Here is a 20,207-nt window from a genome sequence, read left to right as displayed (position 1 = left end):
TGCGGATGCTTCGATCCGCGGGTTATCCGGCCCGCTGCCGCAGCGCGCGTCGCTCCGCCTCGCTCGTGCCGCCCCAGATCCCGATGTACTGGTCCATGTCCAGCGCCCAGCGCAGGCACTGTTCCCGGACCGAGCAGCGCCGGCAGACGGCCTTGGCCTGCTCCGTCTGCAACACGGTCGGTCCGGACGTGCCGATCGGGTAGAAGAGGTCGGGGTCCTCATGGCGGCAGGCGGCGTGGTCTCGCCAGTCGTCCATCAAAGTCACCTGCGATCGTCGTACGTGCCCTCGGTGGATGCATTACTCGTTTTCGAGTCGCCTGTCGATGCGCAAGTGAAACCCCGGGCGAGCCCGGCGAATTCGGTCACTGTTCGCGCATGCCCCACGGAGAGCCGTACGCCGTCAGCAGATCCAGGAACGGACGGGCCGGGAACGCCTCCGGGCCGAGCACGCCCGCGCCCGACCAGGCGCCCGTGGCGAGGAGTTCGAGTGTGACGACCGGGTTGACCGCCGTCTGCCACACCACCGCCTGGCAGCCGTACTCCGCCATGGACCACTGGTTGTCGACCACGTGGTACAGGTACACCTCCCGCGGCGCCCCGTCCTTGACGCCCCGCACCCAGGTGCCCGCGCAGGTCTTGCCGTGCATCCGCTCGCCCAGCGTCGCCGGGTCCGGCAGACACGCGGCGACCACGTCCCGTGGGGACACCCGCACCGGTCCCGCCGGGCTCGGCACGGTCACCGGCTCGGTGCGGTCCAGGCCCAGCAGGTGCAGCGTCTTCAGCGTGCGGACGAACTCCTCGCCCAGGCCGTACTTGAAGGTGACCCGGCGCGCGTCGACCCAGCGCGGCACCAGGAGCACCTCCTCGTGCTCCACGTTCACGCACTCGACCGGCCCGATGCCCTCGGGGAAGTCGAACACCTCGGGCTCGCTGAAGGGCTCGGTGGTGAACCAGCCGCGCCCGGCCTCGTAGACGACCGGCGGGTTGAGGCACTCCTCGATCGTGGTCCAGATGCTGAAGGACGGCGCGAAGTCGTAGCCGTCGACGGTCAGGTTCGCGCCGTCGCGCACGCCGATCTCCTCGATCTCGTCGAAGAGTTCGTCGGCCGCGTACCGGGCGAACACGTCCGACAGACCCGGCTCCACACCCATGCCGACGACGGCCAGCGCCCCGGCCTTCTCCCAGTCGGGCGCCTCCGCGAACTGGGCGTCGCCCAGCTTGACCCCGCACTCCTCGTACGGGCGCTCCGCGTGCGGCCGCGACAACGACATCGCCATGTCGACATAGGTGGCCCCGGCCGTGCGCGCGGCCCGGAACAGCGGCATCACGAACCGCGGGTCGGTGGCGTTGAGGAGCACGTCACAGGCGTGCCGCTCCAGCAGCGCGGCCACCGCCGCCTCGTCGCCGGCGTCGACGCGCTCGGCCCGGAAGCGGGCGTCACCGCCGAGGGCCGCCACGGCCGCCTCGGCGCGGGCGAGGTCGTAGTCCGCGACCACCATCGCCGTGAAGAACGGACGCCGGGCCGCGATCCGGGTGACGGCGGTACCCACCCCGCCGGCTCCCACGAGCAGGACACGCATGACAAGACTCCCTCGACTGAAGATCTACGACGTGGTGGGGCCCCGCTGGAGATACAACGCCGTGCCTTCACGTAAGGTCAATGGCGTTGGCATAAGCGTCGGAGGTCATCGTGCCGAAGCCGGTCGTCCCGGAGGAGAAGCGGCGTCGACGGCGTCCCACGAAGAGCGGCACCGTCCTGTCGGAGCAGCTGATCGTCGAGACGGCCCTGCGCATGCTGCGCGAACACGGCAGCGCCGGTCTCACCGCGCGCCGCCTCGGCCTCGCCCTGGATGCCGACCCGAGCACGCTGTACCGGTACTTCCGCGGCATGGACGACCTGACCCTCGCCATCGGCGACGCCCTCATCGGCGAGGCCCTGCGGGGCTGGGAGCCGACGGGGGAGTGGCGGGCCGACCTGCGCGCCGTCGGGCTGCGCATCCACGGCGCCTACGTCGCCCATCCGCAGGCCGCCGTACTGACGACGAGCCGCGTCACCGGCCGGGCCAACGAACTCGCCGCCGACGAGGCCGTGCTGGACATCCTGCGCACGGCCGGATTCCCGCTGCCGGACACCGTGCGCATCTACCACGCCTTCATCGACCAGACGCTGGCCTTCGCCGCGCTCGACGCGGCGGCGTTGACGCTGCCCAGCGACTCACTGCGCGCCGATGAGGGCATGTGGCGGTCGATTTACGCGCGGCTGCCCCGCACCACCCATCCCAGGATCGCCGAGGCGGCCCCTCTGCTGGCGAACCGGATGGTGACCAGTGCTTATCCGACGGCGCTGGAGATGCTCCTGGACAGCGCCGCGGCGCAGCTGGAGCGGCAGTAGTGCTCCGCCCCAAGGGGCGCGGGGAACTGCGCGACCAGCCACGACGGCGCCGTCAGCCGAAAGACAACAAGACGCGGCACTACGCGCGGAGCGCCTCCGTGGCGGTTGCGGCCACCGCCTCCGTCACCGCCGCCAGCGCCGGCGAGTCCAGCTTCCACTGCTGCCAGTACAGCGGCACGTCGAGCGGGCGCTCCGGCGCCAGCTCCACGAGGCGGCCGTCCTCCAAGAGCGGTGCCGCCTGCACCTCCGGGACCATGCCCCACCCCAGTCCGGCGGCCACGGCCGACAGGAAGCCCTCCGAGGTGGGGACGTGGTGCCGTACCGCACTCGCACCGGTCCGGCTGCGCCGCACCTTGCGGACGAACGCGTCCTGGAGGTCGTCGCTCCGGTCGAACGTCATCACCGGCGCCCGCACCAGTGCGTCCCCCAGTGGGCCGCCGATGTGCCGCTCGGCGAACTCCGGGCTCGCCGCGGCGAGATAGCGCATCCGGCCCAGCGGGCGTACCGAACATCCCGCCACGGGCTCGGGCGACGAGGTCACCGCGGCCATCACCTGCCCCTCCCGCAGCAGCGTCGCCGTACGGCTCTCGTCCTCCCGCCGCAGCTCGAAGCAGAGCCGTGGCTCCTCCGGCACGTGCGTGAGCGCCGTCAGGAACCAGGTCGCCAGGGAGTCCGCGTTGACCGCGATCGACACCCGGGTCGCGTCCCCGGTCCCGCTCACGCCCAGCTCCGCCCGCGCGTCCCGCTCCAGCCGCGCCAGCTGGCGGGCGAACCGGACGACGACCTCGCCCGACTCGGTGGGCCGCACCGGTTTCGTCCGAACCAGCAGCACCCGCCCCGTGCGCTGCTCCAGCGCCTTCACCCGCTGGCTCACCGCCGACGGCGTCACATGCAGGGCGGCGGCGGCCGCGTCGAAGGTGCCCTCGTCCACCACCGCGAGCAGGGTGCGCACCTGGTCGAGGGGAAGCTCGGTCAGCTCGGTCTTCACAGTAGCTAAAGGTACCTAAGAATCTTTAGCTGTACGCGCAGAGATCACTTCCCTAGCGTGAAGGCATGACAAACGCCCTGACCACCGCGGCCGCCGGATTCGGCACCGGCCTCTCCCTCATCGTCGCCATCGGCGCCCAGAACGCCTTCGTCCTGCGCCAGGGGATCCGCCGCGACGCCGTCCTCGCCGTCGTCGGCATCTGCGCCCTGTCCGACGCGCTCCTCATCGCCCTGGGGGTGGCCGGTGTCGGCGCGGTGGTCGTGGCCTGGCCCGGGGTGCTGACGGCGGTCGCCTGGGTGGGCGGGGCGTTCCTGCTCTGCTACGGCGCTCTCGCCGCCCGTCGTGTCTTCAGGCCGGCCGGTGCCCTGCTGACGGACGGGGATGCGGCGGGTTCACGGCGGCGGGCCGTGCTGACCTGCCTCGCGATGACCTGGCTCAACCCGCATGTCTACCTGGACACCGTCTTCCTGCTCGGCACGGTCGCCGCCGACCGCGGCCCGCTGCGCTGGACGTTCGGTCTCGGTGCCGCGCTCGCCAGCCTGTGCTGGTTCGCCGCACTGGGCTTCGGGGCGCGGCTGCTGAGCCGCCATCTCGCCAAGCCCGTGGCCTGGCGCGTCCTGGACGGACTCGTCGCCGCGACGATGATCGTGCTCGGCCTCACGCTCGTCGCGGGCGCCTGACCGTGTCCGAAAACCCTGCCCCTGTCCGGTTGTTGAGATATCGCATCCCGTATGTCGACACCTGGTGCCATAGTGAAGCCTGGTTCCGGATGGGTGTAACGAGCAACCAGGAAGCGCGTGGACACGAGCGAGACCAGCACCGAAGAGCAGCCGGCACCGACCGGCCAGGCGCCGATACCCGCCCGGCGCGGCTGGCGCCGATGGGCCATGGACACCCGGCCCCTGCGCCGCCCGGCCTATCGCCGTCTGTGGTCCTCGACCGTCGTCACGGCCGTCGGCAGCCAGCTCACCGCGGTCGCCGTACCCAAGCAGATCTACGACATCACCGGCTCCTCGGCCTGGGTCGGCGCCGCGAGCCTCGCCGGACTGCTGCCGCTGGCGGTGTTCGCGCTGTGGGGCGGGGCGATCGCCGACAGCATGGACCGGCGCACGCTGCTGCTGATCACCAACAGCGGTATCGCGGTCACCTCGGTGCTGTTCTGGCTCCAGGCCCTCACCGGCCTGGACTCGGTGGCCGCGCTCATGGTGCTGCTCGCCGTACAGCAGGCGTTCTGGGGCCTCAACGCCCCGGCCCGCAACGCCTCCATCGCCCGCCTCGTCCCGGCCGGCGAACTGCCCGCCGCGAACGCCCTCGGCTCCACCGTCATGCAGACCGGCCAGGTGGTCGGCCCGCTGCTGGCCGGTGTCCTCATCCCGGTCATCGGCCTGGCCGAGCTCTACCTCATCGACGCGCTCGCCCTGTGCGTCACCGTCTGGGCGGTCGTACGGCTGCCCGCGCTGCCGCCCCTGACGGGCCCGGACAGCACGACGAAGCGACGCGCGGGCGTGCGCGAGATCGCGGAGGGGTTCCGCTACATCGCCCTGCACAAGGTGCTGTTGCTGTCCTTCCTGGCCGACGTCATCGCGATGGTCTTCGGCATGCCCCGCGCCCTGTTCCCGCAACTCGCCGGCGAGACCTACGCGTCGTACGGCGAAGGACTCGCTCTGGGGCTGCTGTTCGCGGCGATCCCGATCGGGGCGGTGGCCGGCGGGCTGTTCTCCGGCACGTTCTCCCGGGCCCGCCGGCACGGCTGGATGGTGATCGGCGCGGTGGTCGCCTGGGGCGCCGCCATCACCGGCTTCGGGCTGAGCGGCAGCCTGTGGCTCGCGGTGGTGTTCCTGGCCCTCGCGGGGGTGGCCGACATGGTCTCGATGGTCTTCCGCGGGGCCATCCTGCTGTCCGCCGCCAGCGACGAGATGCGTGGCCGGATGCAGGGCGTGTTCACGGTCGTCGTCGCGGGCGGCCCGCGCCTCGCCGACGTCCTGCACGGCACGGCGGGCTCGGCCTTCGGTGCCCGGACGGCGACCGTGGGCGGCGGGCTGCTGGTCGTCGTCCTCATGCTGGGCCTGGCCGCCGCCGTGCCGGCCCTGCGCCGCTACCGGGTCTGACGCGGCGGAGCGCAGCACGTTCGATGCGGCAGAGCCGGCCGCGTCCGATGCTCAGAGCACGCTGCGCCGGTGCTGCCCGTACTGCTCCATCAGCTTGCCCCGGGTCATCTCCAGCCGGTGCGCGAGGATTTCGGCGACGTGCCGCACCACTGACAGCCCGAGCGCCGGATCCTCCTCGCACAGCCGGCGCACCGCGGCCGCGTCGAACTCGTACGCGCGTACCGGGCTGAAGGCCTCCGCGCCGAAGTCCCACTGGTACGGCGGGAACAACCACGACCAGCCGAGCAGGTCGCCCGAGCCGAGGCTGGCCACGGTGACCCGCTGGATCGCCGTCACACGCTGGTCGAGGGAGACGGCGCCCGAGCGGATGACCCAGAAGCGGTCGGCCGTGCCGCCCGCCTCGAAGATCCGGGCGTCTTCCGGGAAAGCGACCTCCCGGGCGAGCGACATCAGACGCTCACGCTGAGGCGGGGGAAGGGCGGTGAGCAGTTTGATCGCTTTGGTCATGACACGGGGCTCCTCGCCGAGGACTGAGCTTCCGGTGCTTGCCTGCGTCCATTTCAGCCGCTGCGGGCGCGGTGAGCACCTCGGCGGAGCGCGGTTTCGGCCGTGATTCTCGTGGGGCGGGTCGCCGAGGGCATGAAAAAGCCCTGGCTGGACGGGGGAGGCCAGCCAGGGCCGTAGGTGGTGGTGCGCGGGGGACGAGTGGGGTCAACCCCGTGACCACTTATGGATGAACCGTAAACCATCTCCAGGGGTTCCGCGTAACCCAGACCGGGGTAAGTGACCGGTTTCACCCTCCGAGAGGTTTGGTGCGCCGTCCGGCGTCACCGTCCGTTCCGGGCGACGACCCTGATCCGCTCCAGCCGGGAGTCGCTCGCGTCGGGCAGGTTCATGCCCGCGGCCAGACCGGTGACGAGGTAGCGCAGGACCGGTTCGGTCAGCCGCTCGCCGGGGAGCACGACCGGGATTCCGGGCGGATACGGAGTGATCATCTCGGCGGCGACGCGTCCGGCGGCCTTCTCCACCGGGACGTCCTCGGTGGTGGCGAAGAACGCGTCCCGCGGCGTGTCGGCCTGTTCCATGCGCAGGTCGGCCGGCGCCGGCACCTCGATCCGCGGTGCCGGGCGCAGCTCGGGCGCCGCCTGGGCGAGGGCCTTGAGCGCGGCGAGCAGTTCGCCGGTCGTCTCGTGGTCGTCGCCGTGGGTGACCTGGGTGCCGATGCGGCGGTGGTCGGTCAGGTGGGCGTCGATGTTGCGGTGGTCCCGCAGCCAGTCCGCGGCCTGGTACCCGCAGATGCCGAGGCCGTCGAGGTCGATGACGACGGGCAGCGGGTCGAAGTCGGCGGCGAGTCCGGCGCCGCAGAAATCGTCACGGTCGTTGACGTGCATCCCGTCGACCTGCTCCACGGCGGCCCGCACTTCTGCCGCGAGATCGAGCGCACCCCCCATGATCTCCTTGCCGCGCAAGGCCATCTGCCGGCGCCAGCCGTCCATACCGGCGAAGATCAGCACCGAAGGACTGGTCGTACCCAGCAGGTCGGCGCGCATCTGCAACAGCTGGGCCGGGACGAGGTCACCCTGCTGATGGAAGACGGAACCCTGCTCCAGCCCGCTGCCCATCTTGTGGATGCTGGTCACACAGATGTCGGCTCCCGCGTCCATCGCCCAGGACGGAAGACCGGGATGGAACGGCAGATGGGCGCCCCAGGCCTCGTCGACGATCAGCGGGCGGGAACGGCCGTGGCAGACCTCGGCGAACGCCGCCAGGTCCGCGCAACTGCCGTACGGTGTCGGGCTGGTGACCAGCGCGCCCTTGGCATCCGGATGGTCCTCGAAGGCCCTGGCGAACGCCTCCGCGGACGGCGGGTGGGCCAGATGCCGATCGGCGTCCCATTGCGGCTCCACCCAGACCGGCTCGATCCCGGACAGGACGAGCCCCGACACGACCGACTTGTGCGCGTCCCGGCCCACCAGCAGCTTCTCGTGCGGGCCCGCGACGGCCAGCATCGCCGCCTTGACGGACAGCGAGCTGCCGCACGTGGTGAAATACGTGTGCTGTGCGTGCACCGCGTCCGCCATCAGCGACTCGGCGTGTTCCAGGACGCCGCCGTGGTGGAGCCGGTCGTCCAGACCACCCGACGCCAGCACGTCACCGAGGAACACCGCGTCGCCCAGCACCTCCCGCACCGCGGGATCGGCGCCGCGCGCCTGCTTGTGACCGGGCGGCGTGAATGACATCCGCCCCCGGCGGTGGTAGTCGGCCAGCGCCTCCAGGATCGGTGCTCGGGTGTGATCGACTGTCATGCACACCCGTGTTCCCGCCGGGGGCGCCGCCAATCGGCCCGCCCGGTCAGTCCTCCTCGTCGTGCGCGCCCGGGGTCAGGAACTCGTCCAGCACCCTGATCACGGTCTCGTAAGCCAGCGTCCGCACCACGGCGTCACGGGCCCCGGCGGGGTCGGCCGGCCCCAGCTCGTCGCTGCGGGCCCGCCATGTCCGCTCCTCCCGTCGTGCGTAGGCCCTGGCGCGCTGCATGCGCCGCAACAGTTCGTCTGAGTCCACGACATCGGTCATGACATCCGCGTACCCCGTATCCACCCCCATGACCAGGCCCCCGACAGATCGCCGCCCCGTGGTCAGCTGTCCGGCGCCGTCACGGGGACGCCCAGCGGCCGGGCCAGACCCGCCACGCCCTCGTCCAGGCGCTGCAGATGCCGCAGGACGCGGTCGGTGACCCGGCCGTAGCGCGGTGCCCCGGCGCCGGCCGGTCCCAGCAGGGAGGCGATGCTCGGACCGGTCTCGATCCGGTCCGTGGCGTGGTCGTCGGTGACGTGCGCGGAGATCGCCTCCAGGTTGTGCGCGATCCGCCCCGCGGCCCGGCGCAGCCGGGGATCCGCCGCGATCGAGGGATGGGTGGGCAGCAACTCGGCGGTCGCGGCCAGCGAACGCGCGTGATACGCGCACGTCTCCAGCAGCGCGACGAGATAGCGGGCGGTCTCCCGGCGGGCGCGCAGCGGGGTCACCGGATGCGTGAGGGGCCGGGTGGCCGCCCGCAGATCGGCCAGCGCCTGGTCCAGGTCGCGCGCCCGGTCGAGCAGCTCGTCGGGCGGGCCGCCGCTGAGCTGGTCCACGGCGCTGCGGGTGACGTCGCCGAGCCGCTCCAGCACGGTGGCGAGGAGTTCGTTCGTACGGCGGTCCGTCTGCACCGGCAGCACGAACGCGGCGGCGATCACCCCGCAGGCCGCGCCCAGCGCCGTCTCCTCGATGCGCAGCACGAGCACCGAGAGGCTGTAGGTGTGCAGCAGGGTGTAGAGCAGCCCCAGTGCCGCCGTGACGAAGAAGGACACCAGCGTGTACGACAGCGGTGCCGAGTAGAACATCGCGAAGACGAACAGCAGCACCAGCGCGAACGCCGTCCAGGTGTGCCGTCCGACCGCGCCCGCCAGCACGATGCCGGCCAGGACGCCGAGCACGGTGCCCAGCAGCCGGCGGTAGCCCTTGACCAGGATCTCGCCCGTGGAGGCGGTGTTGAGGAACACGATCCAGCAGGTCAGCACCGCCCAGTACCAGCGGTCCCGGGACAGCAGCTCGCCACCGGCCATGGCCAGCGACGACCCCACGGCCACCTGCACGGCGGCACGCGTCGTGGGCCGCCGCAGCCCGGTCGGCTCCTCCTGGGGCGCCGAGTCGTCGGCGTCGAGTACGGCGTCCTCGGCGTCGAGCTCCTCGCGCGAGCGGGCCGTGGCCGGGGTGTCGTCCGATTCGTCCTGGGCCGCACCTAGGGCGATCCGCAGTCCGAGGACCGCGCGGGCGGCCTCGCCGACGGCGCGGAAGACGTCCTGCACGGCGGGCGGCGCGTCGGGCAGGTTCTCGTCGTCGCGGTAGCCGAGGAGCCGGTTGCGGACGTGGGAGACGGAGGTTCCCGCGGCCCGGTCGACGGGGCGCAGGACGAGCAGGCTCAGAGCCTGGAGGTCGCGACGCAGCAGGGCGGTGGACTCGTCCCGCACGGGCTGCCGCCCGCCCGAGGGCACCGGGGCGCCCGGCAGATGCAGGGCCAGCGTGTCCACCCGCTCGGCCCCGCGTGCGCGCAATAGCGCCAGCCCCAGGCGCTCGGCGGCGATCTCGGCATCCGCGACACGCCGCTGGACGAGCCGGGCCACGGCCTCGTCGGCGGTCCCCTCGGCCAGCCGCCCCTGGATCAGCAGAGCCGTCTCGTGCAGGCGGGCGGTGCCCTCGCGCACCTCCTCCAGGGCCCGGTCCGCCTCCTCGGGCCCGGCGTCGAGCAGGTCGAGCTGCGCCGACAGCAGCTGGGCCAGGCGGGCCCGGAAGGCCTCACGCAGCCGCCGGAGCACTGCCGCCGGCGTCTCGGGGACGAGTGCGAAGCGCACCAGCGCGCTGCACACGAAGGCCACGGCGACCGCGCCGTACAGCTCGGGCAGGGCGGAGACGGTGGCGCCGACGAAAAGGGACACGAAGTAGATCTGGAAGCCGATCAGACCGAGCGCGGTGCCGCGGTCGCCGAATCTGCGGCCGTAGACGGCACAGAAGATGAGCGCGACGAAGACCAGGTCGCCGGCCACGACATGGCGGTGCAGCAGGGCCGCCAGCGTCATGGAGGCCAGCGCCACCGGAAGGCCCAGGGCGAGCGTGCCCGCCTGCTGCCCGCGCTGCTTCTCCCGGATGGCGAAGGTGGCGACCATCGCCGCCAGGGCGCCCGCCACCAGGTGGGTGACATCGGTGCCCAGCAGGGCCAGCACGGCGATCGCGAGGGCGATCGCGCCCGCCGTGCGCAGCCCGGCGGTCAGCCGCAGCAGACCGGGGTCCGACGCCGCGACACGGTCACGCAGTCGCGCCCGGACCGGCCGTCCCGCTGCCTTCACGCCGCCGTACTCTCTCCCGCGCTCTCCCCGTGCATGCCATGTGCCACGGACCGGCCGAGGCCGTCACGTCACTCGTCCGTGCCCTCGGCTCCGTCCTTCCCCGCGACCTGTGCCCGCAGCTGTTCAGGGGTCAGGTACGCGTGGACGAACTCGAAGTCCTTCAGCTTGGCCGGAGTGCGGGACTGGAACCCGGTGCGCACGAAGTCGTCGCCGGCGACGGCGTTGAGCAGCCAGTTCGTCATGACGCGGGTCTTGGCGACGTTGGTGCGCAGCGCTCCCCAGTGGTAGCCGCGGGCGACGGCCAGGGCGGGCAGGCCCTTGAGCTCGATGCCGAGCGGCTTGGAGACGGCGTCGCGGCCGCCGAGGTCGACGACCAGGCCGAGGTCCTTGTGCTCGTACGGCCGCAGCGACTGGTTGCGCAGGGTCGCGATGACGTTGTCGGCGACGACCTTGGCCTGGCGCATGGCGTGCTGGGCCGTGGGCGGGCAGATGGCGCCCTCCTCGTCCTTGGCCAGGTCGGGCACGGCGGCGGCGTCGCCGAGCGCGAACACACCGTCGTGGCCGGGCAGGTTCATCTCGGCGCTGACCGCGAGCCGCCCCCGGACCGTCTCGGCGCCCAGCGTGCCGATCAGCGGGCTGGCGACGACACCGGCGGTCCAGATCAGCGTGCGGGTGGGGATCACCCGGCCGTCGGTGAAGGTGACCTCCTCGGGCCCCGCCTTCGCGATGGACACGCCCAGGGAGATCTCGATGCCGCGCCTGCGCAGGATCTCCTGGGCGTCAGTGCCGAGCTTCTCGCCGAGCTCGGGCATCAGCCTGGGTGCGATGTCGATCAGATGCCACTTGATCAGGCCCGGGTCGAGCCGCGGATAGCGCTTGACCGCGTTGTGGGTCAGCTGCTGCAGACAGGCCGCCGTCTCGGTGCCGGCGTACCCGCCGCCGACCACCACGAACTGCAGCCGTGCGGCGCGCTCGTGCGGGTCCTGGCTGGCGTCGGCGAGGTCCAGCTGGGAGATGACGTGGTCGCGGAGGTAGGCGGCCTCCGCGAGTGTCTTCATGCCGTACGCGTTGTCGACCAGTCCCGGGATGTCGAAGGTGCGGGTGATGCTGCCCGGGGCCAGCACGATGTAGTCGTACGGCTCGTTGACGATCCGGTCGGTGATGGTGCGCACCACGCAGACCTTGGCGGCGAGGTCCACGCCGATGGCTCCGCCCGGGATGATCCGGGTGCGGTACCTGCGACTGCGGCGCAAGGACAGGGCGATCGACTGGGGTGTCAGGACGCCGGAGGCGACCTGAGGCAGAAGCGGCAGGTAGAGCTGGTAGGAGGACGGCGTCACCAAAGTGATCTCGGCCTCGTCGGGCGAGAGTTTGCGTTCGAGCCGGCGAACGCAGCCGACTCCGGCGAAGCCTGCCCCAACCACCAGGATCCTGGGTCGTGTCACGGTGATCATCCCTTCTGCGGCTCCAGGCGGTCTGCATCGACGTCGTTCGCCTGCCCCTGGACCGCGGCTTCGCACGCCTCGATCCCACCGCGCCACCGGTCGTTCCGCCAGCCGGGAGCAGCAGGCAGATGAACCCGTCGACAGCCACCCTGCCCCAACGTGCGCGGGGGCACACCGGTTCGGAGGTGAAAGACGTGTACGTGTGATCTTTTGACGGTTGATTGGTCTGGACCTGGCCTTCGTGTCGCCCGTCGCCGAAGCGACCGGGCTCAGCCGAAGACGTTGTCCCCGTCGTCCCAGTACGCCAGCTCCTCCGACACGTTCTCCCGGGGCGCGCGGGAGCGGGCCTGGTACATCGCGTCGATCTGGAGCGCGTAACGCTGCACTATCGCGTCCCGGCGCAGCTTCATCGACGGCGTCAGCAGCCCGCTGGCCACGTCGAAGGGCTCCGGCAGCACACGGAAGACGCGGATGGACTCCGAGCGGGACACCGCACTGTTGGCGGCGGCCACGGCCCGCGCGATCTCCTCCCGCAGCGCGTTCTCCTCCCGCGCCTCCCGCATCCGCGCGTCGCTGCGCACCGCGAGGCCCTCGCGCCAGTACGCCAGGAAGTCGGGGTCCAGGGTGATCAGCGCGCCGACGCAGGGGCGGTTGTCGCCGACGACCACCGCCTGATGGACCAGCGGATGCATCCTGAGCCGCTGCTCCAGCACCGCCGGGGAGACGCTCTTGCCGCTGCTCGTGATGATGACGTCCTTCTTGCGCCCCGTGATCGTCAGATAGCCGTCGGAGTCCAGTCGCCCGAGGTCCCCGGTCGCCAGCCAGCCGCCGCGCAGCGCGGCCCGCGTGGCGGCCTCGTCGTTGACGTAGCCCTGGAACACCGACGGCCCGCGCACCAGGATCTCCCCGTCGTCGGCGACCCGGATGTCCGTACCCGGCAGCGCCCGCCCGACCGTCCCCGACATCTCGCGGCCGACCGGCTGTGCCGTGACCCCGCCGCAGGTCTCGGTGAGGCCGTAGCCGTCGTTCACGTAGACGCCGATGCCCTCGTAGAACAGGGAGAGTTCACGGTTGAGGGACGAGCCGCCGGACGTCGCGTACATCACCCTGCCGCCCAGCGCGGCCCGCAGCTTGCGGTACACCGTCCGCTCGTACAGGGCGTGTTGCAGCCGCAGATCGAACCCGGGCCCGGGCCCGCCGCCCAGCCGCTGCCGCTCCAGAGCCGCCGCGAAGTCCCGCGCCGTGTCGGCGGCCCGCTCGAACAGTGCGCCCCGGCCCGCCTGTTGGGAAGCGCGCAGGAAGTTCTTGTAGATCTTCTCGAAGAGCGACGGTACGGCGCAGAAGTAGGTGGGCCGGAAGGTGCGCAGGGCCGACGACAGCGCCGTCTCGTTCAGCTCGGGCTCGTGGCCCATCAGAATGCCGCCGCGGATGCACAGGGCCTGGATCAGCAGGCCGTACACGTGCGAGAAGGGCAGGAAGGCCAGTACCGAGCCCTGCTGCTCGCCGGGTGGGATCACCATGTGGCCCCAGCCCGCCAGGAGCGTGTCGCAGGGGCTCGCCAGACCGCGGTGGCTCAGCGCGCAGCCCAGGGGGCGGCCCGTTGTGCCAGAGGTGTACATGACGGCAGCGGTGGAGTCCGGCAGCACGATGCGGCGCAGCGACTCCACCGTGGCGAGCGGGATGAACTCGCCGCGCTCCACGAGCTGCCCGAGCCCGCCCGCGTCCAGCTGCCAGACGTGGCGCAGCCGCGGCAGCGATCCGCACACCGAGCCCACCGTCATGATCGCCTGCTCGTCCTCGACCAGCACGGCCACGCATTCGGCGTCCCGCAGGATCCACTCGACCTGGTCGCGCGACGCCGTCGGATAGATCGGGACCACCTCGGCGCCCACCGCCCACAGGGCGTAGCTGAACACCGTCCACTCGTACCGGGTGCGCGCCATGATGGCCACGCGGTGGCCCGGGGAGATCCCGGAGGCGATCAGCCCCTTGGCCAGATCGGTCACCTCGTCGCGCAGTTCCACGGCGGTCACCTCCTCCCAGACGGTGGAGGAGGGGGCGGGGCGGCGCGCGAGCATCGGCAGCACGGGGTTGCGGGCCGCCGTCTCGAAGACGCTGTCGGCGAGCCCACCGGTCAGGGACGTGACGGTCGGGGGAGCGAGGCCGAGGTCGCGCATGCGCTGCTCCAGATGTGTACCGGGTGTGACATCGCCGATGAGTTCCGTTATCGGCGGTGCCCGAATCTAGCCCAGCTGAGAGCGCCTGGTGCCGGGAACTGACAATTGACCTCGTTTGGTGATCTGGGCCGCATCGGGGAACTCGGGCGGCATGACGTACCCGAACCCTCAACCGAACTCCGATCCGAACCGCCGCCCGAACCCCGACCCGGAGCCCGAGCGCAGCACCGGCCTCGAACCGGGTGGCGGCGTGCCCCCGGGCGAGACCCCGCCCGCGGAGAGCAGCATGCCCGGCGCGGGCCCCCGCGAGACGCACAACCCGCCCACCGGCTGGGCCAAGGCGCCCCTGACCCTGATCCTCCTCCTCGTGGCCGTGATCGCCGCGTTCTTCCTGATCTACGCCATCATCCTGATCGTGTGAGCCCGGCCCGGCTCGTCAGGGGCAGGGCAGCAGGTAGACCGTGGCCAAAGGAGGCAAGGTCAGGCTGATGCGGCCGTCCTCCGGCTTGACCGGATCGGGGTGGGTGACGTCGCTGCCGCCGTAGCGCGCGGCGTCGGTGTTGAGGGTCTCCTGCCAGGCGGTGATGTGGTCCGGCACCCAGAGGCGGTAGTCGTGACGGACCACCGGGGAGAAGTTGGAGACGCACAGCAGGGCGTCGCCCTCGGCGCCGTACCGCAGGAACGCGAAGACGTTGTCGTCCGCGGCATCACCGAGGGACCACTGGAAGCCGCCCGGGTCGGTGTCCCGCTCCCACAGGGCCGGAGTCGCCCGGTACAGCACATTGAGATCACGAACCAGGTCCTGCACGCCCCGGTGATCGCCCGCGGACGCGTACCCGGGATCGAGCAGCCACCACTCGGGCCCGTGCGCCTCCGACCACTCGGCGCCCTGCGCGAACTCCTGGCCCATGAAGAGCAGCTGCTTGCCGGGGTGGGCCCACATGAAGCCCAGGTAGGCGCGGTGGTTGGCGCGTCGCTGCCACCAGTCGCCGGGCATCTTCGACACCAGCGCCTGCTTGCCGTGCACGACCTCGTCGTGGGAGATCGGGAGCACGTAGTTCTCGCTGTAGGCGTACACCATCGAGAAGGTCATCTCGTTGTGGTGGTACTTGCGGTGCACCGGTTCCTTGGCGATGTACTGCAGCGAGTCGTGCATCCAGCCCATGTTCCACTTCAGCCCGAACCCCAGCCCGCCGCTGTCGGTCGGCCGGGTCACCCCGCCCCAGGCCGTCGACTCCTCCGCGATCGTGACGACCCCGGGGTTGCGCCGGTACACGGTCGCGTTCATCTCCTGCAGGAACGCCATGGCGGCCAGGTCCTCCCGCCCGCCGTAGGCGTTCGGCGCCCACTCACCCGACTCCCGCGAGTAGTCGAGGTAGAGCATGGAGGCGACGGCGTCCACCCGCAGCCCGTCGATGTGGAACTCCTCGCACCAGTACGTCGCGTTGGCGACGAGGAAGTTGCGTACCTCCGTGCGGCCGTAGTCGAACTCGAACGTCCCCCAGTCCGGATGCTCGGCCCGCCGCGCGTCCCCGGGTTCGTACAGCGGGTCCCCGTCGAACCGGCTGAGCGCCCAGTCGTCCTTGGGGAAGTGCGCGGGCACCCAGTCCATGATCACCCCGATGCCCGCCCGGTGCAGGGAGTCGACCAGGTACTTGAAGTCGTCGGGCGTGCCGAGGCGTGCGGTGGGCGCGTAGAAGCCGGTGACCTGATAACCCCAGGAACCGGCGAAGGGATGCTGGGCGACCGGCATGAACTCGACATGGGTGAAACCGAGGTCCCTCACGTACGCGGGCAGTTCCTCGGCGAGCTCGCGGTAGCCGAGTCCCGGACGCCAGGACGGCAGATGAACCTCGTAGACGGAGAACGGGGCCTGGTGCACCGGGACGTCGCCCCGGTGCGCCATCCACTGCTCGTCGCCCCACGCGTAGTGCGAGGCGTGCACGATCGACGCCGTGTCCGGCGGGACCTCCGCGCGGCGTGCCATCGGGTCGGCCTTGAGGAACCGGCCGCCGTAGCGCGAGGTGATCTCGAACTTGTACCGGGTGCCCTCGCCGATGCCCGGCAGGAACAGCTCCCACACGCCGGACGCTCCGAGGGACCGCATCGGGAACGCCGTCCCGTCCCAGCAGCAGAAGTCCCCGGCGACCCGCACCCCCTGGGCGTTCGGCGCCCACACGGTGAACCGGGTGCCGCTCACACCCTGGTGGGTCATCGGCTCGGCACCGAGCGCCTTCCACAGCTCCTCGTGCCGGCCCTCGCGGATGAGGTGCAGGTCGAGCTCGCCGAGGGCGGGCAGGAAGCGGTACGGGTCGTGGACCTCGCGCTCGTCCGACTCGTCCTCGGCGTACGCCACCAGGAGCGTGTAGGCGGGGATCGCGGTCAGCGGCAGGACGCCGGAGAAGAGGCCGCCCCCCTCGGAGACCAGCCTGGTGCGCTCGCCGTCGACCACCACGCTCACGGCACGCGCGAACGGGCGCAGCGCCCGGAAGGCGATCCCGCCGGGGACGGGACGGGCGCCGAGCAGCGCGTGCGGATCGTGGTGGGCGCCCGACAGCAGGCGATCACGGTCGGCCGGGTGGAGGACGGGCGCGGCGGCGCACCGCCCGGGTCCGGCCGACTCGGGGGGCGAGGTCTCGTGCAGGGCCATGCGGTCAGGCTCCTCTCACGGCGAGGCGTTCGATCGCCGCCATCGGTACGGGCAACCAGTCGGGTCGGTGCCGGGCCTCGTACAGGACCTCGTACACGGCGCGGTCGGTCTCATAAGCACGCAGCAGTCCGTGCTTCTTGCGTGGGTCCCACCCGGCGAGGGCGGCATAGCCCGCGCAGTAGGCCTCCCGGCAGCGGCGCGCCCACTCCGGACGCCACGGACGGCGCTGCCGGGCGGCGTAGTCGAAGGAGCGCAGCATGCCGGCGATGTCCCGCACCGGCGAGTGGACGCCGCGCCGCTCGGCGAGCGGGCGGGACGGTTCGCCCTCGAAGTCGATGACGAACCACTCACGGCCGGCCCGCAGTACCTGACCCAGGTGCAGGTCGCCGTGGATGCGCTGGGCGGGCGGGCCGGGATCGCAGCCGGCGAGGGCGCCGAAGGCGGTGCGCAGGCCCGGGACATAGGGCTGCAGCGCGGGCACGAAGTGGGCGGCGAGTTCCAGGCGCTCGGTCATCGCCGCCGCCATGCGGCCGTTCTCGCCGTGCGCCCGGGACGGGAACGCAGACGCCAGCGCCAGGTGTACCTCCGCCGTCGCCCGGCCCAGCTGATGGGCCTCCGCCGTGAAGTCGTCACCCGAGGCCAGCGCCCCCAGCGCCAGCGTCCAGCCGTCGGAGGCGTCCCGCAGGAACGGCTGCAGCACACCGAGGGTCGCCTCCCAGGGGTGCGTCGTGCGGAACCAGGCCACCGGGGCCGGTACCCGGCGGCAGCCCTGCCCGGCCAGCGCGCCGGACAGCTCCAGGTCGGGATTGACGCCGGGCTGGATGCGCCGGAACAGCTTCAGGATGAACGCGTCGCCGTACACCAGCGAGGAGTTGGACTGCTCGGCGTCCAGCAGCCGCGGCACCAGCCCGGCCGGCACCGTCACGGCAGGGTCCGCCTCGAAGCGCAGCGGGCCCGCCGCGCCGGGATGCCGCAGCCGCTCCAGCAGCAGCTGGGCCGAGCGGGGGTCCTGCAGGGCGTCGAAAACCGTCAGGCCGGCCAGCGGCCCCTCCTCCGCACGGCCGATGAGCGCCCGGCCGAGCCGTGGCGACAGATGCTGCCGTACGCCGAGCAGCAGCTGGTAGCAGTCACCGGCCGGGGGAGCGCCGCCCGGCGAAGGCACCGCCGAGTGGCCGGCGTGCACCAGCAGATGCAGACAGCCGGGGAACAGCTCCGTCATCGACAGCAGCGCGAGGTCGGTGACGGGCCTGTCCTTGCCCGCGAACCAGCGCTGCCGTGGCAGCCACTCGCGCAGCAGCCCGGAGAGCGAGGCCATCGGGCCGGCGTCGACCGTACGGCTCGGTCGGGGAGATGCGGTCTTCTGCATGGTGACGCGTCCTTTCCTCGGCACGCTCGAAGCTCACGCCGAAAGGCGTCGGCCGATGCGGGATGCGACTCGGGTGAGCCGGAACCAGTAGAAGCCGTGGCCCCCGAGGGTCAGCAGATACGGCAGTTCGCCGATGGCCGGGAAACGGACCCCGCCGAACAGTTCGACCGGGTGGCGTCCGCTGAATTCGCGCAGGTCGAGCTCGGTGGGCTGCGCGAAGCGCGCGAAATTGTTCACGCACAGGACGAGGTCGTCCTCGTATTCGCGCAGGAAGGCGAGAACCGCCGGATTGGACGAGTGCAGCTCGGTGTAGGAGCCGAGTCCGAAGGCCGGGTTCTGCTTGCGGATCTCGATCATGCGGCGGGTCCAGTGCAGGAGAGAGGACGGGGAGGCCATGGACGCCTCGACGTTGGTGACCTGGTAGCCGTAGACCGGGTCCATGATGGTCGGCAGACAGAGCCGGCCGGGGTCGCAGGTGGAGAAGCCGGCGTTGCGGTCCGGGGTCCACTGCATCGGCGTGCGGACGGCGTCGCGGTCGCCGAGCCAGATGTTGTCGCCCATGCCGATCTCGTCGCCGTAGTAGAGGATCGGGCTGCCCGGGAGGGAGAGCAGCAGGGCGGTGAAGAGCTCGATCGAATGACGGTCGTTGTCGAGGAGTGGGGCGAGGCGCCTGCGGATGCCGATGTTGGCGCGCATGCGGGGGTCCTTGGCGTATTCCGCCCACATGTAGTCGCGTTCCTCGTCGGTGACCATTTCGAGGGTCAGCTCGTCGTGGTTGCGCAGGAAGATGCCCCATTGGCAGCCGGAGGGAATGGCCGGGGTCTTGGCGAGGATTTCCGAGACCGGGTAGCGCGATTCCCGGCGTACGGCCATGAAGATCCGCGGCATGACGGGGAAGTGGAAGGCCATGTGGCACTCGTCGCCGCCGGACTGGAAATCGCCGAAGTAGTCGACGACGTCCTCCGGCCACTGGTTGGCCTCCGCCAGCAGCACCGTGTCCGGATACATCGCGTCGATCTCTCGGCGCACGCGCTTGAGGAACTCATGGGTCGCCGGCAGGTTCTCGCAGTTCGTGCCCTCCTCCGCGTACAGATAGGGCACGGCATCGAGCCGGAAGCCGTCGATTCCCAGGTCCAGCCAGAAGCGGAGGGCGGCCAGGATCTCCTCCTGCACGGCCGGGTTCTCGTAGTTCAGGTCGGGCTGGTGGGAGAAGAAGCGGTGGAAGAAGTACTGGCCCCGGACCGGATCGTACGTCCAGTTGGAGGGTTCGGTGTCGACGAAGATGATGCGGGCGTCGCCGTAGGCTTTGTCGTCGTCAGCCCACATGTAGTAGTCGCCGTACGGGCCGTCGGGGTCCCTGCGGGACTCCTGGAACCACGGGTGCTGGTCGCTGGTGTGGTTCATGACGAAGTCGATGATGACGCGCATGCCGCGCTGGTGGGCGGAGTCGACGAATTCCACGAAGTCGGCGAGGTCGCCGAATTCCGGCAGGACGGAGGTGTAGTCGGAGACGTCGTAGCCGCCGTCGCGCAGGGGTGATTTGAAGAAGGGCGGCAGCCACAGGCAGTCGACGCCGAGCCATTGCAGGTAGTCGAGTTTGGCGGTCAGGCCTTTGAGGTCGCCGACGCCGTCGCCGTTGGAGTCCTGGAAGGAGCGGACCAGGACCTCGTAGAAGACGGCGCGCTTGAACCAGTCCGGGTCACGGTCCTTGGCAGGCGTGTCCTCGAAGGTGTCCAGCACGGGCTCGTTGACGGTCATGACGCGGGAGGCCCTCCGATCTGGGGTGGTGATGCCTGGACGTGGAGCACGTGCGCGGGCGCCCTGCCGGGCTCCAGACGTACGTAGTTGGTCCTGCCCCAGCGGTAGGTCTCACCCGTCAGTTCGTCGAGCACGGACAGGGAGGCATCCCAGTCCAGGCCGAGGTGCGGCATGTCCAACGAGACCGTGCCCTCCTGGGTGTGGTGGGGATCAAGGTTGGCGACCACCACGACCGTGTCCGGGCCCGTGCGTTTGCTGTACGCGATGAGCGCGTCGTTGTCGGTGTGGTGGAAACGGAGGTTCCGGAGCCGGTGGAGGGCCGGATGGCTCCTCCGGATGGCGTTGAGACTGGTGATCAGGGGGGTGATGGTGCGGCCTTCGCGTTCGGCGGTCTCCCAGTCGCGGGGGCGCAGTTGGTACTTCTCCGAGTCGAGGTATTCCTC

At 71.2% G+C, this 20,207-nt stretch carries 17 protein-coding genes; 4 read left to right on the top strand and 13 right to left on the bottom strand.

All coding sequences use genetic code 11. The annotated features are described in order from the left end of the window. Nucleotides 1-22: 22 nt before the first annotated feature. Both ACIBU0_RS31705 and ACIBU0_RS31700 read right to left on the bottom strand, forming a co-directional pair. Nucleotides 23-256 carry a WhiB family transcriptional regulator gene (locus ACIBU0_RS31705; RefSeq protein ID WP_398825289.1) on the bottom strand — a complete coding sequence of 78 codons (234 nt, stop codon included), beginning with the start codon at nt 254-256 and terminating at the stop codon, nt 23-25. A gap of 106 nt (nt 257-362) precedes the next feature. Further along, the gene (locus tag ACIBU0_RS31700) at nt 363-1,580 is read right to left on the bottom strand and encodes a saccharopine dehydrogenase family protein (RefSeq protein WP_398825287.1); all 1,218 of its coding nucleotides are present in this window, start codon (nt 1,578-1,580) and stop codon (nt 363-365) included. A gap of 110 nt (nt 1,581-1,690) precedes the next feature. Here ACIBU0_RS31700 and ACIBU0_RS31695 point away from each other — a divergent pair, with 110 nt between their 5' ends. Continuing rightward, entirely contained in the window at nt 1,691-2,392 is a 702-nt protein-coding gene (locus tag ACIBU0_RS31695) for a TetR/AcrR family transcriptional regulator (protein ID WP_398825285.1), read from the top strand. A 79-nt stretch (nt 2,393-2,471) separates the two neighbouring features. On the opposite strand, the gene ACIBU0_RS31690 is transcribed toward ACIBU0_RS31695, so the two are convergent. Further along, on the bottom strand, nt 2,472-3,380 hold the full coding sequence (locus ACIBU0_RS31690) for a LysR family transcriptional regulator ArgP (RefSeq protein WP_398825283.1): 909 nt from the start codon (nt 3,378-3,380) through the stop codon (nt 2,472-2,474). 65 nt (nt 3,381-3,445) lie between these two features. Here ACIBU0_RS31690 and ACIBU0_RS31685 point away from each other — a divergent pair, with 65 nt between their 5' ends. Both ACIBU0_RS31685 and ACIBU0_RS31680 read left to right on the top strand, forming a co-directional pair. Continuing rightward, on the top strand, nt 3,446-4,060 hold the full coding sequence (locus ACIBU0_RS31685) for a LysE/ArgO family amino acid transporter (protein WP_398825281.1): 615 nt from the start codon (nt 3,446-3,448) through the stop codon (nt 4,058-4,060). A 117-nt stretch (nt 4,061-4,177) separates the two neighbouring features. Further along, nucleotides 4,178-5,488 carry an MFS transporter gene (locus tag ACIBU0_RS31680; protein WP_398825279.1) on the top strand — a complete coding sequence of 437 codons (1,311 nt, stop codon included), beginning with the start codon at nt 4,178-4,180 and terminating at the stop codon, nt 5,486-5,488. A 51-nt stretch (nt 5,489-5,539) separates the two neighbouring features. On the opposite strand, the gene ACIBU0_RS31675 is transcribed toward ACIBU0_RS31680, so the two are convergent. From ACIBU0_RS31675 to ACIBU0_RS31650, 6 genes are all read right to left on the bottom strand, one after another. Next, nucleotides 5,540-5,995 carry a cyclic nucleotide-binding domain-containing protein gene (locus ACIBU0_RS31675; protein WP_398825278.1) on the bottom strand — a complete coding sequence of 152 codons (456 nt, stop codon included), beginning with the start codon at nt 5,993-5,995 and terminating at the stop codon, nt 5,540-5,542. A 320-nt stretch (nt 5,996-6,315) separates the two neighbouring features. Further along, the gene (locus ACIBU0_RS31670) at nt 6,316-7,794 is read right to left on the bottom strand and encodes an aminotransferase class I/II-fold pyridoxal phosphate-dependent enzyme (protein WP_398825276.1); all 1,479 of its coding nucleotides are present in this window, start codon (nt 7,792-7,794) and stop codon (nt 6,316-6,318) included. A 46-nt stretch (nt 7,795-7,840) separates the two neighbouring features. Then, the gene (locus tag ACIBU0_RS31665) at nt 7,841-8,062 is read right to left on the bottom strand and encodes a hypothetical protein (RefSeq protein WP_398825274.1); all 222 of its coding nucleotides are present in this window, start codon (nt 8,060-8,062) and stop codon (nt 7,841-7,843) included. Between the two features lie 62 nt (nt 8,063-8,124). Continuing rightward, the gene (locus ACIBU0_RS31660) at nt 8,125-10,368 is read right to left on the bottom strand and encodes an FUSC family protein (protein WP_398825272.1); all 2,244 of its coding nucleotides are present in this window, start codon (nt 10,366-10,368) and stop codon (nt 8,125-8,127) included. A 68-nt stretch (nt 10,369-10,436) separates the two neighbouring features. Further along, nucleotides 10,437-11,822 (bottom strand): NAD(P)/FAD-dependent oxidoreductase, encoded by a 1,386-nt coding sequence (locus tag ACIBU0_RS31655; protein WP_398825270.1) that lies wholly within the window; start codon nt 11,820-11,822, stop codon nt 10,437-10,439. Between the two features lie 260 nt (nt 11,823-12,082). After that, nucleotides 12,083-13,990, bottom strand: coding sequence for an AMP-dependent synthetase/ligase (locus ACIBU0_RS31650; RefSeq protein WP_398825268.1), 1,908 nt, complete (start codon nt 13,988-13,990; stop codon nt 12,083-12,085). A 151-nt stretch (nt 13,991-14,141) separates the two neighbouring features. Between ACIBU0_RS31650 and ACIBU0_RS31645 the strand changes: the two genes are divergently transcribed. Then, on the top strand, nt 14,142-14,411 hold the full coding sequence (locus tag ACIBU0_RS31645) for a DUF6480 family protein (protein WP_398825266.1): 270 nt from the start codon (nt 14,142-14,144) through the stop codon (nt 14,409-14,411). A gap of 15 nt (nt 14,412-14,426) precedes the next feature. Here ACIBU0_RS31645 and glgB read toward each other — a convergent pair whose 3' ends face one another. From glgB to ACIBU0_RS31625, 4 genes are all read right to left on the bottom strand, one after another. Next, the gene (glgB, locus tag ACIBU0_RS31640) at nt 14,427-16,640 is read right to left on the bottom strand and encodes a 1,4-alpha-glucan branching enzyme (RefSeq protein WP_398825264.1); all 2,214 of its coding nucleotides are present in this window, start codon (nt 16,638-16,640) and stop codon (nt 14,427-14,429) included. A 4-nt stretch (nt 16,641-16,644) separates the two neighbouring features. Continuing rightward, a complete protein-coding gene (locus tag ACIBU0_RS31635) occupies nt 16,645-18,006 on the bottom strand; it encodes a maltokinase (protein ID WP_398825262.1) in 1,362 nt (453 codons plus the stop codon). A gap of 33 nt (nt 18,007-18,039) precedes the next feature. Continuing rightward, nucleotides 18,040-19,764, bottom strand: coding sequence for a maltose alpha-D-glucosyltransferase (gene treS / locus ACIBU0_RS31630; protein ID WP_398825260.1), 1,725 nt, complete (start codon nt 19,762-19,764; stop codon nt 18,040-18,042). Next, nucleotides 19,761-20,207, bottom strand: a 447-nt coding sequence (locus ACIBU0_RS31625; RefSeq protein ID WP_398825258.1) for a DUF3459 domain-containing protein, incomplete at its 5' end; no start/stop codon positions are given. The genes ACIBU0_RS31625 and treS, both read right to left, overlap by 4 nt.

The organism is Streptomyces sp. NPDC049627, assembly GCF_044465645.1.
Taxonomy (GTDB): Bacteria; Actinomycetota; Actinomycetes; order Streptomycetales; family Streptomycetaceae; genus Streptomyces.
Note: the sequence above shows the minus strand (reverse complement) of the source record. Positions and strands in the feature narration are given on the sequence as shown.

Excerpts from the sequence above, each read along its gene's own strand:
- ACIBU0_RS31705 (WP_398825289.1), bottom strand. The coding sequence starts at position 256 with ATGGACGACTGGCGAGACCACGCCGCCTGCCGCCATGAGGACCCCGAC.
- ACIBU0_RS31700 (WP_398825287.1), bottom strand. The coding sequence starts at position 1,580 with ATGCGTGTCCTGCTCGTGGGAGCCGGCGGGGTGGGTACCGCCGTCACC.
- ACIBU0_RS31685 (WP_398825281.1), top strand. The coding sequence starts at position 3,446 with ATGACAAACGCCCTGACCACCGCGGCCGCCGGATTCGGCACCGGCCTC.
- ACIBU0_RS31675 (WP_398825278.1), bottom strand. The coding sequence starts at position 5,995 with ATGACCAAAGCGATCAAACTGCTCACCGCCCTTCCCCCGCCTCAGCGT.
- ACIBU0_RS31670 (WP_398825276.1), bottom strand. The coding sequence starts at position 7,794 with ATGACAGTCGATCACACCCGAGCACCGATCCTGGAGGCGCTGGCCGAC.
- ACIBU0_RS31665 (WP_398825274.1), bottom strand. The coding sequence starts at position 8,062 with ATGACCGATGTCGTGGACTCAGACGAACTGTTGCGGCGCATGCAGCGC.
- ACIBU0_RS31655 (WP_398825270.1), bottom strand. The coding sequence starts at position 11,822 with ATGATCACCGTGACACGACCCAGGATCCTGGTGGTTGGGGCAGGCTTC.
- ACIBU0_RS31650 (WP_398825268.1), bottom strand. The coding sequence starts at position 13,990 with ATGCGCGACCTCGGCCTCGCTCCCCCGACCGTCACGTCCCTGACCGGT.
- ACIBU0_RS31645 (WP_398825266.1), top strand. The coding sequence starts at position 14,142 with ATGACGTACCCGAACCCTCAACCGAACTCCGATCCGAACCGCCGCCCG.
- glgB (WP_398825264.1), bottom strand. The coding sequence starts at position 16,640 with ATGGCCCTGCACGAGACCTCGCCCCCCGAGTCGGCCGGACCCGGGCGG.
- ACIBU0_RS31635 (WP_398825262.1), bottom strand. The coding sequence starts at position 18,006 with ATGCAGAAGACCGCATCTCCCCGACCGAGCCGTACGGTCGACGCCGGC.
- treS (WP_398825260.1), bottom strand. The coding sequence starts at position 19,764 with ATGACCGTCAACGAGCCCGTGCTGGACACCTTCGAGGACACGCCTGCC.